The 15,931-nt window shown below is 70.6% G+C and carries 9 protein-coding genes and 1 pseudogene; 8 read left to right on the top strand and 2 right to left on the bottom strand.

What is annotated here, in order from left to right; genetic code table 11:
- Positions 1 to 597: 597 nt before the first annotated feature.
- Positions 598 to 1,569 (bottom strand): GntR family transcriptional regulator, encoded by a 972-nt coding sequence (locus AB0G16_RS34705; RefSeq protein WP_362814631.1) that lies wholly within the window; start codon positions 1,567 to 1,569, stop codon positions 598 to 600.
- 92 nt (positions 1,570 to 1,661) lie between these two features.
- Between AB0G16_RS34705 and AB0G16_RS34700 the strand changes: the two genes are divergently transcribed.
- Entirely contained in the window at positions 1,662 to 3,317 is a 1,656-nt protein-coding gene (locus tag AB0G16_RS34700; RefSeq protein WP_362814629.1) for a replication initiator, read from the top strand.
- Positions 3,318 to 3,806: 489 nt separating this feature from the next.
- Here the strand turns inward: AB0G16_RS34700 and AB0G16_RS34695 are convergent, their stop codons facing one another.
- On the bottom strand, positions 3,807 to 5,372 hold the full coding sequence (locus AB0G16_RS34695; RefSeq protein WP_362814627.1) for a recombinase family protein: 1,566 nt from the start codon (positions 5,370 to 5,372) through the stop codon (positions 3,807 to 3,809).
- A 58-nt stretch (positions 5,373 to 5,430) separates the two neighbouring features.
- Here AB0G16_RS34695 and AB0G16_RS34690 point away from each other — a divergent pair.
- The 7 genes and pseudogenes from AB0G16_RS34690 to AB0G16_RS34660 all read left to right on the top strand — a co-directional run.
- Positions 5,431 to 6,276, top strand: a pseudogene (locus AB0G16_RS34690) (ATP-binding cassette domain-containing protein); the annotation flags it as partial.
- The gene (locus AB0G16_RS34685) at positions 6,273 to 7,082 is read left to right on the top strand and encodes an ABC transporter permease (protein ID WP_362814625.1); all 810 of its coding nucleotides are present in this window, start codon (positions 6,273 to 6,275) and stop codon (positions 7,080 to 7,082) included. The pseudogene AB0G16_RS34690 and the gene AB0G16_RS34685, both read left to right, overlap by 4 nt.
- 478 nt (positions 7,083 to 7,560) lie before the next feature.
- A complete protein-coding gene (locus AB0G16_RS34680) occupies positions 7,561 to 10,701 on the top strand; it encodes a DEAD/DEAH box helicase (protein WP_362814633.1) in 3,141 nt (1,046 codons plus the stop codon).
- Between the two features lies 1 nt (position 10,702).
- Positions 10,703 to 11,041, top strand: a complete 339-nt coding sequence (locus tag AB0G16_RS34675) for a hypothetical protein (RefSeq protein WP_362814623.1) — start codon at positions 10,703 to 10,705, stop codon at positions 11,039 to 11,041.
- Between the two features lie 214 nt (positions 11,042 to 11,255).
- On the top strand, positions 11,256 to 11,774 hold the full coding sequence (locus tag AB0G16_RS34670; RefSeq protein WP_362814621.1) for a YbhB/YbcL family Raf kinase inhibitor-like protein: 519 nt from the start codon (positions 11,256 to 11,258) through the stop codon (positions 11,772 to 11,774).
- Between the two features lie 183 nt (positions 11,775 to 11,957).
- On the top strand, positions 11,958 to 13,529 hold the full coding sequence (locus AB0G16_RS34665; RefSeq protein WP_362814619.1) for a hypothetical protein: 1,572 nt from the start codon (positions 11,958 to 11,960) through the stop codon (positions 13,527 to 13,529).
- 90 nt (positions 13,530 to 13,619) lie between these two features.
- Positions 13,620 to 15,869, top strand: a complete 2,250-nt coding sequence (locus tag AB0G16_RS34660; RefSeq protein WP_362814617.1) for a SulP family inorganic anion transporter — start codon at positions 13,620 to 13,622, stop codon at positions 15,867 to 15,869.
- Positions 15,870 to 15,931 lie beyond the last annotated feature (62 nt).

Raw genomic sequence — 15,931 nt, 5'->3', positions numbered from 1 at the left:
GACGATGAGTGGGCCTCTGACCTTGAAGGGGCGCTGCTGGCGGTGCGTGATCCTGGCTTGCTCCATGGATCGGTGGTCGTGGCCAAGAGGGTCAAGTGCAGGTGTGTTGAGTGCCGCGTGCTGCTGCATCCTGCGGTGAAGAGAACAGCCTATTTGGAGCGGGGAAGACCATACCGGGAGTACGGAGCGGAGCGGGCCGGCGCCAATCCGCAGGACCCCGGAGGGGCCGCGTAGCGGTTGGGGCCTGCCAGTCGGAGCGGCTGATCGGCGGGTGAACGTCAACGGCTCGATGGGTACGTCACCGAATTGACGTACCGCACGTGTGGACGTCATCTCGAACTTGTGGGCCTGGGCTGTGGGCGTCAGTGCGTTCACGGTCGGCGGGAGAGGGCTGGTGCGGCGGCCGGGCTGTGCGGCGGGCGGCGGGGTCCGCCCGTCCGCGCCGGGCGGGCGCGGGGCGGGACCGGCGTCCACGCCGCATGCCCGGCCCCGATGTCCGTCCGGCGCGGGCGGGTGCGCCGCGCCGTGCGGCGGCGCGGAGCGCTGGCGCCTTGAACCAGTAAAGAAACTCTGAGCCAATCTCTGACCCACTGGGGTTCATAGCAGGAACAGGATGCGGCCGGTCGGTGCGGGATCGGGCCTGTCGGCGAGTTGTTCGATGTCGTGAATGTCGGGGTCGAATCCCTCGGGGTAGGTGTCGTGATTCTCGCGTGCATAGGCGGTCTCGATGCGTTCGGCGTCGGCCTTGATCTCGGTCATCTCCAAAGGGCGACCGTCTTTGTCGGCGAGGATGCGGCGAATGATGAGGATGGGGCTGCCGACCGATAGGGCCATCAGTTCCCGCTCGTCGGCATACGGCATGCGGGCGGTGACGGTGGTCTCCCAGGTGGTGGGGCCGCGTCCGCTGGTGATGGTGTCGTAGAACGACGGCTGAGTGAAAGCGTGAACGAAGGCGTCGGCGACGTTCGGTTTGGGGGCCGGGACGGGGATGATCTCGGGGACGGTGTAGGAGTTGACGCCGATGATCAGGCCGGTAGTGGTATGGCGCCACCGGCTGGAGCGGTGAAAGACGGTGTGACCGGTGCGCAGGCCAAGAGTGGTGGCGATGTCGCGGTTGGCGGCGTTGAACTCGCTGCGGCTGTAGACCTGGCGGCCTTCGTCGTCGTCGGCGTGCGGGGCGGCAAGCTGGGTCCAGCCCCATTGGTGGGCGGTGGGGATGAACTCCGCATCGGCGATGTCATGGCGGGGCCAGGCGCCAAGCAGGATCGCGTGGCGGTCGGGGACGGCTCGGACGAAGGTGCCGCGTCCGCGTACGACGCTGACGAGTCCTTCGCCGACCAGGGCTTTGACGGCGTCGCGGACGGTGGGGCGCGAGACGCTGTAGCGGGTTGAGAGGGCGGTCTCACTCGGTAGGGGTGCGCCGGGGGTGTAGCGGGCCTCCAGGATGTCGGCGCGCAGGGATGCGGCGATGACTTCCCACAGGGGGCGTTGGGCGTCGGCGAATCGGTCTCGTTCCTCGTCGCTGAGGTCGAGTTCGTTGATGTCGGGTTCGTAGTCGCTGCCAGTCATGGGAACTCCTTCGCTGTAGCCATACGTTCCTCTTGTACTACATGTTGACAGGGCACCGCAACGCGACGCACCCTGTACTACAAGTTAGCCGTATGAGCATGTATGAGGGGATGGTGACCATGAACGACAAGGAGGGCGACCACATCACCACCGAACCGAACAACACGCCCAAGAGCACGCCGGACACTGCGGGGCGGCCGAACCGGTCGCAGTATCCGGAATGGATGATCGACGTCGCGAAACTGATCAACGATCCGGGTTACGACCGGTGGCGTTCCATGGTGGCGGCGACGGGCGGGTGTTCCCATCCGATCCACCTGGCCGGGGAATCGTCCATCGTCAACGCGACCACGGGTGAGGTGCTGCACGACTACCGCACCACCGACGAACTTCGCGGGTATCTGCTGGTGGCCTGCGGTAATCGGCGGGCCTCGGTCTGCCCCTCCTGCTCACGCGTCTACCAGGGCGACACCTTCCAGCTCATCCGGGCGGGCCTGTCCGGCGGCAAGGGCACCCCGGAGACCGTCAGCGCGCATCCTCGCGCGTTCGTCACGCTCACGGCTCCCTCGTTCGGCCCGGTCCACACCCGCCGGGAGAAGAACGGCACCGTGCGGGCTTGTCGTCCCCGTAACCGCGACACCGTCTGTGAGCACGGGCGGCCGGTCGGCTGTCATGCCCGTCACGAGACGGGAGACGAACGGCTGGGGCAACCGATCTGCGCGCAGTGTTACGACTACACGGGGGCGGTGCTGTGGCAGGCTCACGCGGGCGCGCTGTGGCATCGCTTCACCCTGGAAGTGCGGCGCACCCTGGCCGCTGAGGTGGGCATGACCCGTGCGGCGTTCGCCAAACAGGTCCGGGTCTCCTTCGCCAAGGTTGCCGAGTACCAGCGGCGCGGCCTGGTTCACTTCCACGCGGTGGTCCGCCTGGACGGTCCCGAGGGAAGCGCGCAGGTTCCCCCCTCCTGGGCTGATCACAATCTCCTCGTTCGGGCGATCGCTCCGGCCGTGCGGCGCGTCATGGTTCGTACCCCTGCCAGTGGGCTTGGCCGGTGGGACCTGACGTGGGGTGATCAGCTCGACATCCGGCCCATCGTGCTTGACTCCAGCGCGGGCGGGTTGAGTGAGCGGGCGGTGGCCTCCTACATCGCCAAGTACGCGACGAAGGGGGCTGAGGCGGCGGGGACGGTGGATCATCGTCTGTCGTGCCCGGTGTGCAAGGGGCGTGGCCGGGCGGGGGTGATGGGCTCGGCAGGGTGCGGGCGTTGCCAGGGGACCGGTCTCAAGCCGGGCTTGCACCTGGACGCGCTGCCGGTGAGTGAGCACGCGCGGCGCATGATCCGCATGTGCTGGGAGTTGGGGGCTCGGCGGGAGTTTGCCGCGTTGAGGCTGCGGCCGTGGGCTCACATGCTGGGCTTTCGTGGTCACTTCTCGTCCAAGTCGCGCCGCTACTCCACCACCCTGGGGGACCTGCGCCACGTCAGGGCGAGTCACCGGGCGGCCGAAGCTCGCGAGCGCCACGGGCTTCCACCGTTGGGTGATGAGAGCACGCTGGTGCTGGGGCACTGGCGTTTCGCCGGATCGGGCTACACGCCGGGTGAGGAGATCATGGCCGAAGACGTCCGGCGGCGGGTGGAGAGGGCACGGGCCATCTCGGCCGAACGCGCCCAGCAGGCCGAAAACGATCACGGGGACGGCGAACAGAACGAACAAGACGGCCAGGGTGGGCAGGCCGGGGGGCGCCGATGATCGCTGATCCTCTGCCGGGGATGGATGACGAGAGTCTGGGGTGCGTGACGGCGCGTCGGCTGCGGGGTGGGAGTCGCCGCAAAGAGGAAGGCGCCGAAGGCTCCGACCCTGATAGTGGGGGTGAGGAGCCACGATTACCGGGCGGGCGAGCCACGACGGCCCCTCGGGCGGGTGGGCGGGCCGAAGAGCGGGCGGGGCAGGTAAGCCCACCTGTTGGTGATCTTGGTTCGGGGGGCGGGACCCTCACGAACGCGCCGTGTCAGCGTTCCACGGGCGCCCGCACGGCCACCGGTCCGGCAAACGCGATCTTGGCGGCGGTCCGTGAGCAAGCTCGGCGGGATGCTCGGGCGGCCTCTGTGGAAGATCGCCGGGAACGCAACAGGGCGTTGACGGTGATGGTGTATCACGTGCGGCGGGCGGGGCGACTGACCTCCTGAGGTGACGACGTTCCCCGGACCCGTGGCGGGAGGGTCCGGGGCTTCGTCGCGTCTACCGGCCGATGATCGTGTACGAGTCGGCGGGGTAGTTGTGCGGCAACCATCGTCCCTTGCGGGGAAGCGGGTGAATGATCATTTGATCGACGTAGCGGCGAACGATCGCGGTCCGTGCCTCGACGGTGGCGGGCGTCTCGTCCAACCACGTCGCGATCAGATCCTCTTGGCTGGTCTGGGCGCGCTGCTCTTCGACCAAGTAGCCGCCGATCTCGCGCTTAAGCTCGTCGATCTCGTCGCGTAGCTCTCGCATGACCTGTCCGGCGTCCTCGATGCTCCACAAGCCAGACTTGGCCGCCTCCCGCGTCTGGCCGATGCGCTTCTCCCGGATGTCGATCTCCGCGCGCAACCGCTCGATCTCCTGCGGCGCGGTGGACTCGGCGGGCGCGGCGTCGTACTCCTCCGTGATCCGGGTGAGAACGTACTCCTTGATCAGATCGTCAACCCACTTCTTGTTCCGGCCCAACTTGCCGCATCCGCCCGTGCCCTTCGCGCACACGTACATGTCCTGGCGGGTGCCTCCGGGCTTCTTGACCCGCAACCGTGCGGCACACAAACCACACCGAACGACGCCGGAATTGGGGTGTGTGCGCTTGCCCTGGCCGGGCTTGGCCAACTCGGGATTGGTGTAGCGGTAATTCACCGATGTCTTGCCTCGACCCTTGGGCGCCGGGTACTGACTGACCAGCTTCTCCCACTTGGCCGCGTCGATGACGGCGGGCCAGGTGCCGACTCCAACGATCTCCCCGTGATGCACGCTGAGCCCTGCACGGGTCGGCGACAGAAGAACGTGCTTCACCTCATCGCGCGTTACCCATGGCGTCCCGTTCAACCGGTGGAACCCCTCGGCGTTCCAGTAGTCCATGATGGCGGTCCATCCCAGCTCGGCCAGCGCCATGTCCGCGCCCTGGTCCAAGTAGGAAGCGGCCCGCTCGTCTACATGGGTGAGGTAGCCGATGCCCCGCTCGGGGTCGGGCTTGAGATAGCCAAGCATGTGCGTCCCGCCGTGGTGCTGACCGGTGGCGCGGCGCTGCTGGTGGGCTCGGGTCACTCGCTCGCTGATGCGCTCGGCTTCTGCGGCGTCGGCTGCGGCCAGCATCCGGCCCAACATGCGACCGTCGGCGGTCGTCAAGTCGATCGCACCGGACATGATCGAGATGAGCTGTACCCCGGTCCGCTCCACAAGAGAAATGATCTTCTCGTACTCGGCGGGACGGCGCGTCAGACGCGCGTTGGTGTAGTACACAACGGTGCCGATCACACCCGCCTCCACGTCCTCGATCAACTTCTCGAAGTCCGGGCGGCGCTTGCGACTCTTGGTGGACGCGCCGATGTCGTTGTCGCAGTAGCGGCGTACCTCGCTCGCCTCGGCACGGATCGCTGCGGCCAAGGTGTCCTCTCCCTGGCGGGTGACGCCCAACTCCCGGCCTTCGCGGTCATCGGAGATCCGCAGATAGATCGCGGCGATTCCCTGGGGGGCGACGGGCACCGGTCCGGGAACAGAGTCATCAGGCGGCCAGATCCGGACTCCACCACCGGTGATCTTCTCGGAAGTGTCGCTCATCTGATCTTCCTCCCCTTGCCTCGGCCGTTAACTCCTTAGGGGTCTAAATCTAGTTGTCGGCAAGACGACCGCGGTGCGCATCCTGGCGACGTTGCTCCGCCCCGACGCGGGCACCGCCACCGTCGGCGGTTACGACGTGACGCGCCAGTCCCATCAGGTGCGCTCGCTGATCGGCCTGACCGGCCAGTACGCCGCCGTCGACGAGATGCTCACCGGCGTCGAGAACCTGGTGATGATCGGCCGCCTGCTGGGCATGACCCGTGCCGGCTCACGGGCGCGGGCGAACGAGCTGCTGAAGCGCTTCGACCTGTCCGACGCCGGCGGGCGGGCCACCAAGACCTACTCCGGCGGCATGCGGCGGCGCCTCGACCTGGCCGCGAGCCTGGTCGGCCGGCCGCAGGTGCTCTTCCTCGACGAACCGACCACCGGGCTCGACCCGCGCAGCCGTACCGAGCTGTGGAGCGTGGTGCGCGGTCTGATGGCCGACGGCGTCACCGTGTTGCTCACCACGCAGTATCTGGAGGAGGCCGACCAGCTCGCCGACGACATCGTGGTCTTCGACCACGGCAAGGTCATCGCCTCCGGTACGTCCGACGAGCTCAAGGCGACCACCGGCGCCCAGGTCCTGGAGGTGCGGCCGTCGCGGGCCGAGCACCTCGTCCTGGTGGGCGAGGTGCTCGCCGACGTGCTGGGTGAGGTCCCCGATCTCAGCGGGGGCAAGGCCACCGCCTCTGTCCACGACCCGGCCGCCGTCCCGGTGATCGTGCGGCGCCTGGACGACCAGGGCGTCATCGCCTCCGAGCTCGCGCTGCGCAAGTCCAGCCTGGACGAGGTCTTCCTCTCCATCACCGGTCATCTGCCCCAGGACGAGGACGTCCCCGAGAAGGAAGAGGCCTTCGCATGACGACGCTGACGACGACCATCCCGCAGGTGGCCGCCAGGCGTGTCAGCCCGCTGGCCACCTTGCGGCAGACCATGACGCTGGCCTGGCGCAGCCTGGTCCAGATCAAGCACAACCCGTGGGAGCTGCTGGACCTGAGCATCCAGCCCATCATGTTCCTGCTGCTGTTCACCTACGTCTTCGGCGGCGCCATCTCCGGCTCCACCGGGGACTACCTGCAGTTCGCCCTGCCCGGGCTGCTCGTGCAGAACGCCCTTTTCTACACGCTGTCCACCGCGATCGGTCTCAACACCGACATCACCAAGGGCGTCTTCGACCGGCTGCGCAGCCTGCCCATCGCCCGCACCGCGCCGCTCTCCGGCCGGGTCATCGCCGACACCGTCAAGCAGATGTGGGCCTTCATCCTGCTGGTCGGTTTCGGCATGGTGCTGGGATTCCGGGTCACCACCGGCGTGTTCGGCCTGCTGGGCGCCCTTGCCCTGCTGGTCGTGGTCGCGCTGGCCATGTCCTGGATGTCGGTGCTGATCGGGCTCAAGGCCTCCAGCCCGGAGAAGGTGCAGATGATCTCCTTCTCCACCATGATGCCGCTGACCTTCACCAGCAGCGCGCTGGTGCCCTCGGCCACCTTCCCCTCCTGGCTGAAGACCTGGTCCGACATCAATCCCGTCACGCATCTGGCCGACGCCATCCGCGGGCTGCTGATCGGCGGTGACATCGCCCGTCCCACGCTCTTCGCACTGCTCTGGGCCGCCGGGTTCGCCGCGGTGTTCGCGCCTTTGGCGATCCGGGCCTTCCGCAGCCACGTCTAGTCTGTTCGCGGGCGAAGCGGGGGCCGGAGCCCGTGTCACGGCGATTCGGAACAGGGGTGGTCACGTGCTCGTGGTTCACGGCGTGTGGGTGGACGGGTTGCTCGGGGTCTGGGCGGAGGACACCGCTCGGACTCCGGTCCCCGCCTCTCGTGCCCGGCTCCGCAGGCACCCGTTCGCCGCGTCCACCGGCGCGCTCGCGGCCACGGCCGGTCTGATCATGGGCGATTTTTCCGAAGAAGCTCTGAATGGAACGCTAAGCGAACTTTCTGGCGTCCCCCTCCCGGTCGCCCGCGGAGCGGCTCGCGAGGCCGGGGCGACCCCTCAGGGAGCCGCGACGACCACCCCGGCCGTCCCGGCCGCCCCGGGGGCCCCATCGACCACGAGCGGCACAGACCGTACCGGCGTCGGCGTCGGCGTCGGCGTCGGCGTCGGCGTCGGCGGTACGGACGCCGCGGGCGGCGGGAGCGGCGTGGACGGCGTGTCCACCGCGCTCCTTCGGGGAGTCACGGGCCTGGTGGGTGCCGTCGAGGCACGGGAGCTGACCGTCCTGCTTCCCGGATCGGCCACCGGCCCGCTGCCCTCCCCCGAATCCGGCCTGGCCGGCCGGGCACGGAAGCCGAGGATCTCCCCCTGGCGGATCCCCGCGCTGCTGTTCCGGCCGGTGGACGCGCTCCGGCTGCTCGGCTCGCTGCCGGATCCGGTCCCGGGCACCGCCGCTCCCGCCCCGGACGGCCTCGCCCTCGAGGACGGGAGCGACGACGGTCCGGCCTGGGAGCCGGCCCTCTCGCTCCGCTATCTCGCCGTGGTGGCCGAACACGCCCGCGGTCTCGTCCGGCGCGGCCGGATCCTGCCGCAGCTCGTCGTGGAGGACGGCGTCCACGCCGCCCGATGGCGGCCGGTGCTCACCGGCGCCGACCTGTCCGCCCTGCCCGGCCTGACCGCCGCGATGCCCCCGATCTGCAGGGCGGCCGGACACGAGAGGCCGTCGGCGGAGGTTGTGGGCGAGCTGCTGGAGGCGCTGGTCGACGGCGCGGCGCGGTCGTCGCTGCCCGGCCGCCTGATCCTGGGTTCTCGCCCGGGTGCCAGGACGGCCCTGGCCGACCGCTGGTTGTACGCGCTGACCGGTGAGGACGCCTCGCTCCCCGGCGCGAGACCGGCCGAGGCCGCGGCGCTGGGCGAGGCCCTGACCGGCTGGCTCGGTGCGGCCCACGAACTGGAAGGCCCGGTTCGCGTCTGTTTCCGGCTGATCGAGCCCGCCGAGGGTGAGGACACCTGGCACGTCGAGTTCGGCCTCTCCCCCACGGAGGACACGGACGGCGCGGAGGACGCGGACGGCGCGGACGGCGCCGTCCGCTACCTGCCGGTCGACCGTATCCGGGCCGGGGAGCGGGCGCCGTGGCTCCCCGAGCGGCCCGAGGAGGTGCTCCGTGCCGGTCTCGGCCGGGCCGTGCGGCTCCACCCCGACCTGCACACCGCGCTGCGCGCTCCGCTGCCGTCCAGCCTGACCGTCGAGACCGCCTGGGCGTTCTCGTTCCTCCGTCACGGCGCACCCGTGCTCCGGGCGGCGGGGTACGAGGTGCGCCTGCCCGCCTGGGCCGGCCGGCAGGGGCTGGGCCTCAAACTCACCACCCGTCCGCTCGCGGACGACCACCGGCTCGCCGAGGGGAACGAGGGAGCCGGTCTCGGAGGGTCCGGTCACGCGGGAGCCGGTCTCGACGACAGGGTGAGCGTCCGGCTGGACGTCACCGTCGGCGACCACACGATCGACGCCGAGGAGCTCGCCGAGCTCGCGGAGCTCCGCATTCCCCTGGTGCGGGTCAGGGGCCGGTGGGTCGAGCTGGACGACCTGCAGATCAAGGCCGCGCTGAAGGTGATCGAGCGGCACGGTGGTGAGCGGACCGTCGGCGAGGTGATCCGCGAGGTCGTGGAGGGCGGCGACGAGGAGCTGCCGCTGGTCGCCGTCGACGCGCACGGCCTCCTGGGCGATCTCCTGTCCGGCGAGGCCGACCGCCGGCTCACCCCGGTTCCCGTGCCGCGAGCCCTGCGGGGAGTCCTCCGCCCCTACCAGGAACGCGGCCTGTCGTGGCTGAGCTTCCTGTCCGGGCTCGGTCTCGGCGGCATCCTCGCCGACGACATGGGACTGGGCAAGACCGTCTCGACCCTCTCGCTCCTGCTGTCCGAACGCGAGAGCGCACGGCCCGGCGAGAGCGGGCACCCCGAAGGGGGCGCCCACCCCGGGCAGAGCGAGCAGCCCGAACGGGGTGGCCCCCTCGGACGGAGTGGGCAGTCCGAACAATCCGTACAGCCCGGTCAGGGTGGGCGGCCGCGGCAGCACGGGGGCCCCGGGCCGACGCTGCTGGTCTGCCCGATGTCGCTGATCGGCAACTGGCAGAAGGAGGCGTCCCGGTTCGCCCCCTCGCTCCGCGTGTACGTCCACCACGGTGGTGCGCGCCGGCGCGATGCGGAGCTGACCGCCACGGTGCGTGAGGCCGACCTCGTCGTCACCACGTACGGCACCGCGCTGCGGGATCTCGGCGCGCTCGCGGCGATCCGGTGGGAGCGGGTGGTGTGCGACGAGGCGCAGGCGATCAAGAACAGCGCCACGCGGCAGTCCAGGGCGGTACGGTCCATCCCCGCCCGCACCCGGCTGGCCCTGACCGGCACGCCGGTGGAGAACCATCTGGCGGAGCTCTGGTCCATCATGGAGTTCTGCAATCCGGGGCTGCTCGGCCCGGCCAGGCGGTTCAGGACGCGCTACCAGGAACCGATCGAGACCCGGCGCGACCCCGACGCCGTCTCGGCGCTGAAGCGGGCCACCGGGCCGTTCGTGCTCCGGCGGCTCAAGACCGACCGTTCCATCATCTCCGACCTGCCCAGCAAGCAGGAGATGAAGGTCTGGTGCACGCTCACCCAGGAGCAGGCCGAGCTGTACAGGGCGGTGGCCGGTGAGATGCTCGGGCGGATCGACGGCTCCAGCGGTATCGAGCGGCGCGGCAACGTCCTGGCCGCCATGACCCGGTTGAAGCAGATCTGCAACCACCCCGTCCAGTTGCTCAAGGACGGTTCCGGGCTGGCGGGCCGGTCGGGCAAGCTGACGCGGCTGGAGGAGCTGGCCGAGGAGATCGTCGCGGAGGGCGACAAGGCCCTGGTCTTCACCCAGTACGCCGAGTTGGGCACCCTTCTTCAGCCCTACCTGGCCGCCCACCTCGACCGGCCGGTGCTGTGGCTGCACGGCGGGTTGTCCAAGAAGCGGCGCGACGCGCTGGTGGAACGGTTCCAGGACGACGACGAGCCGATGCTGTTCCTGCTCTCGCTGAAGGCGGCGGGCACCGGCCTCAACCTGACCGCCGCCGCTCATGTCATCCATGTGGACCGGTGGTGGAACCCGGCCGTGGAGGACCAGGCGACCGACCGGGCCTTCCGGATCGGCCAGACGAAGAACGTGCAGGTGCGCAAGTTCATCTGCCTCGACACGCTGGAGGAGCGGATCGACGAGATGATCGAGCGCAAGAAGTCCCTGGCCCAAAGCGTGGTGGGCGCCGGCGAGGACTGGATCGCCGACCTGTCCACCGAGCGGCTGCGCGAGCTGTTCCGGCTCGGCCCCCGGGCGGTGAGCTGAGATGCCCGGCCCAGGATCCGGCGACGAGCCGTCCACCCGCCCGTCCACCCGCCCGTCCGGCCGGCCCTCCGGCACGTCGCTCGGCACGCCTTCCGGCCGGCCGCCGGGTGAGCCGTCCGACCCGCCGTCCGACCCGCCGTCCGACGTGTCCTTCGACGGGAGGGTGGCCGACTTCTACTCCCCCGGTGTCCCGCTGAACCGCGTACGGCCGCGACCGCGTGCCACGACGGTCCCCGCGGATCTGCTGCTGCGGATACTGGAACCCCCGGCGGTCAAGGTGCGGCACATCCCGCTGGTGGACCTGCTCAGGAAGCCCTACCGGGAACTGGGCGGCGACTGACGCGACCGGACGGACGCGCCTGAGGAAACCGTGGCGTGAAATTCATCTCAGCGATCACTCTCACCTCTCCTGCCCCCTGGTTTCGCCTGATTTCACAGCTTTTCTTCAGCGTGGAACCTCGCGATCCGGTCTGCGCAACTTCTAGACCCGCGTAGCATCATCGGGCATGGGGCAGCCGAACACGTCTACGCGTCGCCCGCGGCACACCGCCACGGTGGCGGTGACCGCGGCGCTCGTCGTCGCCTCCTCCGGGTGCGGGCTGGCGAGCGGCATGGCCTCCTCGGAGCGGTTGCAGCTGGAGCCGATCGGTGTCTCCAGCCCTCGGGTCAGGGACGGTGGCCCCCTGCCGTCCGACTACTCGTGCAAGGGCTCGGCCGGTAATCCTCCGCTACGTTGGTCCCGCGTTCCTGAGGGTACGAGGTCCGTCGCGATCGTCGTGGACAACAACTCCCGGACAGGTGGCGAGGTGAACTGGGTGGTGTTCGACATCGATTCACGCACCAACGAGCTGCCGGAGGGTAGCGTGCCCGTGGGGGCCGTCGAGGGGAGCACGACCAGGGGCACGGTGGGATACGACCCACCGTGCGGGACCCAGGAGAACTATCGTTTCACCGTCTACGCGCTGAAGGACTGGGTCCGCCTCCGCAAGGGGGCATCGTTGAACGAGACCCTGAAGAGCATCGCGGACAAGACGATCGCCTGGGGACGGCTCACCACGGCTCACCTGGAGTGACCGGCCGAACACCGGAGGTATTAATGGTTACCGATTCTTCACTTAGGGTGTGACAACGCTCATAGTGGTCCGACACAATCAGATCCAATGTCCGAGCGCAGGTGATGCAGGGGGGCAGGTCGCGTCGATGGCCGCGCGATCTCACCGGCGCCGCTGTAAGGCCATGGCCTTGAGGGTGGTGCAATGATCGCGGTCGTAGTAAGCCTGGTCGCCGTCGTGCTCCTCGTGCTCGTCGTCGTGGCACTGGGAATGCGGTCGATGAACCGCAGGGAGAGCGCACTCCCCGCGGAACGTCTGCGGGAGATGGCGGAGAAGGAGGCGCTGGCACCGACGACGTCCAGCGACGACTTCGCCACCAGAGAACCGAAGATGAACCATTTCACCCCCGACCTCACCCCGTTCGACGAGCCGAAGCCCCCGCGCCAGCCGCGGCCACCGAGCCAGCGAGGCAAGCGTGGCCTGAACGAGTTCGGCCAGGTGGACGACTACGACGACGACTACTGGACGCGGCTCCAGGCCGACGAGGGCGGTTTCGGGGGATCCCTGGCCGCCCGGATGGGCGCGAGCCGTCCCGTCGAGCCCGTCGAGCCCGTCGAGCCGCAGGACCGTGCGTCCGACCCCGACGCGACGACCGTGCAGGCGCCGCTGCCGACCCGGGCACCGTCCCGCGGCACCCCGCAGCGCCCCGCGATCCCGGCCAGGCCCTCCGCGGAGCCGGCCATCGCCTCGGCCTCCCTGCCCTCCGGGCTCTCCGACCTGGTGGCCCCGGTCCAGCCGAACCCGGCTCCCACGGCGGCCTCGCTCGCCGAGCAGAAGACCGTGACCTTCGCGGCCCCGGTCCCGGGCACCTTCGGCGAGGGCCGCCCCTCGCGGGCGAGTTCCCGCCGCGCCGGCAACCGGGCCTCGTCACAGCAGGCGGCTCAGCCCGCCGCCCCCGCCCGGCCCGACCCGCTGAACGATCCGCTCGGCGTCTCCTACTCCCGTCGCGGCGCGTCCTCCCCCACCGGCGGCGCCGGTTCCCGCGCCGGCGGCACCGCCTCTCCCGCGGACGGCCCGGCGGGCGCCCGTCCGGGTCACGGCGGCGGGCCGCTCGCCCCGATGCCCCCGATGGGCCCCACGACCAGCGGCGGTTTCCCGGTCACCTCCGCGGCGGACCCGCTCGGCGCGTCCTACCGCACCCCGCCGGCGGCGCAGCACCGCCCGCAGGCGCAGCCGTCCAGGCGCGACGTGGCGGACAACCCGTGGGCACAGGCCACCGACCCCGCCTCGGGTGGCTGGTCGGCGGTGAACACCGCCGACATCCTCGACGACGCGGGCCCGTCCTACTCCTCGTACCAGACCCCGGTGCAGGGCGCTCCGCCCTCGGGGTCGTACGAGGTGAGTTCCGGCTGGGCCACCATCGACGACGACGCGGTCACCGGCCCGAACCCGGCGGTGTCCGCCTCGACCGGCCCCTCACGGGACTTCTCCCCCACCCCGCCGGCCCCCCGGAGCGGCGGCACACCGGCGGGCGCGGGAGGCTACGGTTACGACCCCAGGCCCGCCACCCCGGCCAGTCCGGCCGCGTGGCCGGAGCCGGGCACCCCTCCGGGAAGCGACGGCGCGAGCTGGCCGAGCTACGGCGAGCTCTACGGGACCGCGGCGCCCGAGACCACCCCCCCGGGCGCCGGACGCACCGGGGAGCGGGCCAGGCCGGGCTCGCGAGGCGGCCACCACCGTGTCGAGGAGCCGGAATACCCCGACTACTACCGCTGACCGGCCCTCTTTCGCTGATTCTCTCCGCCCCGCGTAAAAGCCTCGGGTAAAACCCGGGGCCGCGGGGCGCGGACCCTTAGGGTCTGCCTCATGGAGACGGACACGAAGAGTGACGAAAAGCCTGCGGCGGGTGGTCTCGCCTCCGTGCTGCGGCACGATCTGCCCGCTTCCGTGGTGGTCTTCCTGGTCGCCATGCCCCTCTGCCTGGGCATAGCGGTCGCCTCGGGGGCGCCGCTGGCCGCCGGGCTCATCGCCGGGGTGGTGGGCGGCGTGGTGGCCGGCCTTCTCGGGGGCTCCGTCGTCCAGGTGAGCGGACCCGCCGCGGGCCTGTCGCTGGTGGTGGCCGACCTCGTCATGAGGTACGGCTGGCGGGCCACCTGCATGATCACCCTGCTCGCCGGTGCCCTGCAGTTGCTGCTGGGCCTCTGCCGGGTCGCCCGTTCCGCGCTGGCCGTCTCCCCGGCCGTGGTCCACGGCATGCTCGCCGGGGTGGGCGTGGTGATCGCCCTGGCCCAGTTGCACGTGGTACTCGGTGGCAGCCCGCAGCGCTCGGCGATCGAGAACCTGGTCGAGCTGCCCCACCAGATCGTCCACAACCACACGCACGCGGTCTTCGTCGGCCTGCTGACCATCGTGGTCCTGATCGCCTGGACCCGCCTGCCCCAGCGGGTGCGGAGTCTTCCCGCCCCGCTGGCGGCGCTGCTCGTCGCCTCGGTGACCGCGTGGGCGGCCGGCTGGCAGGTCACCCGGATCGACCTGTCCGTCAGCCTGGACTCGTGGGTCGGTCCGGTCTGGCCGAGCGGCGACTGGCACGGGATCGTCGCCGCGGTGCTGCTGGTGGCGCTGCTGGCCGGGGTCGAGTCGCTGCTCTGCTCGGTGGCCGTGGACAAGCTGCACCGGGGCAGGCGCTCGGACCTGGACCGGGAGCTGACCGGCCAGGGGGTGGCCAACATGGTGACCGGCGCGCTGGGCGGCCTGCCGGTGGCGGGGGTCATCGTGCGCAGCACCACCAACGTCCGCGCCGGGGCCCGCAGCCGGTGGTCCACGATCATCCACGGCGTGTGGCTCCTGCTGTTCGCGCTCGGCTTCGGCTGGATGATCGCCCTGATCCCGATGGAGGCGCTGGCCGCGCTGCTGGTCTTCATCGGCGTGCAGATGGTCAACATGGGGCACCTGCGCAACCTGCGCGGTCACAACGAGGTCCCGGTGTACGTGGTCACCATGGCCGGGGTGGTGCTGCTCGGGCTGGCCGAGGGCGTGCTGGTCGGCCTGGGCCTCGCCGCGCTGCTCGCGCTGCGCCGTCTCACCCGGGTGACCGTACGGGCCACGGCCGAGTCCGACGGCCGCTGGCACGTGGTGATCGGCGGCTCCCTGACCTTCCTGGGGGTTCCCACGCTCACCTCCGAGCTGCGGGCCATCCCGGCGGGGGCGACGGTCGACCTGGACCTGAACATCGACTTCATGGACAACGCGGCGTTCGAGGCCATTCACGACTGGCGCCAGGACCACGAGCGCGGCGGCGGGACCGTGAACATCGACGAGATCCACGACGAGTGGTACGCCATGGCGGCCAGCGGCGTGCGGATGTTCCCGGCCAAGACCCCGCCCCGGGCGCCGGACCGCTGGTGGCTGCCCTGGTCGCATCGCCGGCGCGGGCGCCGGGTCTCGCACCCGCCGATGGCCGCCCGGCATTCGCGCCTCGCAGACAGCCCCGCCGTACCGGACCTGCTGGCCGGGGCGCGGGAGTTCCACCGGCTCACCGCGCCGCTGGTGCGTCCCCTGTTCCACGGGATGGCCCGCACCCAGGAACCCTCGCATCTCTTCATCACCTGCGCGGACTCGCGCATCGTGCCGAACCTGATCACCGCGAGCGGCCCGGGTGACCTGTTCACGGTCCGCAACCTCGGCAATCTGGTGCCCCGGCTGGGGGCGGCGCCCGAGGACGACTCGGTGGCCGCGGCGATCGAGTACGCGACCGAGGTGCTCAACGTCCGTACCATCACGGTCTGCGGGCATTCGGGGTGCGGGGCGATGGGGGCGCTGCTCAGTGCCGGGGAGAAGGTGGCGGACCAGCCCGCGCTCGGCCGGTGGCTGATCCACGGCAACCACACCCTGGCGCGGTTCATCGCCGGCGAGGGCGCGGGCGAGGATCACGGGCCGCTGGACCGCCTCTGCCGGGTCAACGTCATCCAGCAGCTGGAGAACCTGCGGACCTACCCCCAGGTGGACCGGCTCTTCCGGAGCGGGGACCTGGAGCTGGTCGGCCTGTACTTCGACATCGGCACCGCCCGCGTTCACCTGCTGGAGCAGCACCCCCCGGTGGTGAGCGGCCCGGCCTGACCCGCGCCGTCCGGCCCGCCCTGCGGGACGGTCTCCTGCCCGCGCCGTCCGGCCCGCCCTGC

Origin of the sequence: Streptosporangium sp. NPDC023615, assembly GCF_040640155.1 — a bacterium.
GTDB lineage: Bacteria > Actinomycetota > Actinomycetes > Streptosporangiales > Streptosporangiaceae > Streptosporangium.
This window is presented reverse-complemented; position numbering and strand designations above follow the sequence as displayed.

Excerpts from the sequence above, each read along its gene's own strand:
- AB0G16_RS34705 (WP_362814631.1), bottom strand. The coding sequence starts at position 1,569 with ATGACTGGCAGCGACTACGAACCCGACATCAACGAACTCGACCTCAGC.
- AB0G16_RS34700 (WP_362814629.1), top strand. The coding sequence starts at position 1,662 with ATGAGCATGTATGAGGGGATGGTGACCATGAACGACAAGGAGGGCGAC.
- AB0G16_RS34695 (WP_362814627.1), bottom strand. The coding sequence starts at position 5,372 with ATGAGCGACACTTCCGAGAAGATCACCGGTGGTGGAGTCCGGATCTGG.
- AB0G16_RS34685 (WP_362814625.1), top strand. The coding sequence starts at position 6,273 with ATGACGACGCTGACGACGACCATCCCGCAGGTGGCCGCCAGGCGTGTC.
- AB0G16_RS34675 (WP_362814623.1), top strand. The coding sequence starts at position 10,703 with ATGCCCGGCCCAGGATCCGGCGACGAGCCGTCCACCCGCCCGTCCACC.
- AB0G16_RS34665 (WP_362814619.1), top strand. The coding sequence starts at position 11,958 with ATGATCGCGGTCGTAGTAAGCCTGGTCGCCGTCGTGCTCCTCGTGCTC.
- AB0G16_RS34660 (WP_362814617.1), top strand. The coding sequence starts at position 13,620 with ATGGAGACGGACACGAAGAGTGACGAAAAGCCTGCGGCGGGTGGTCTC.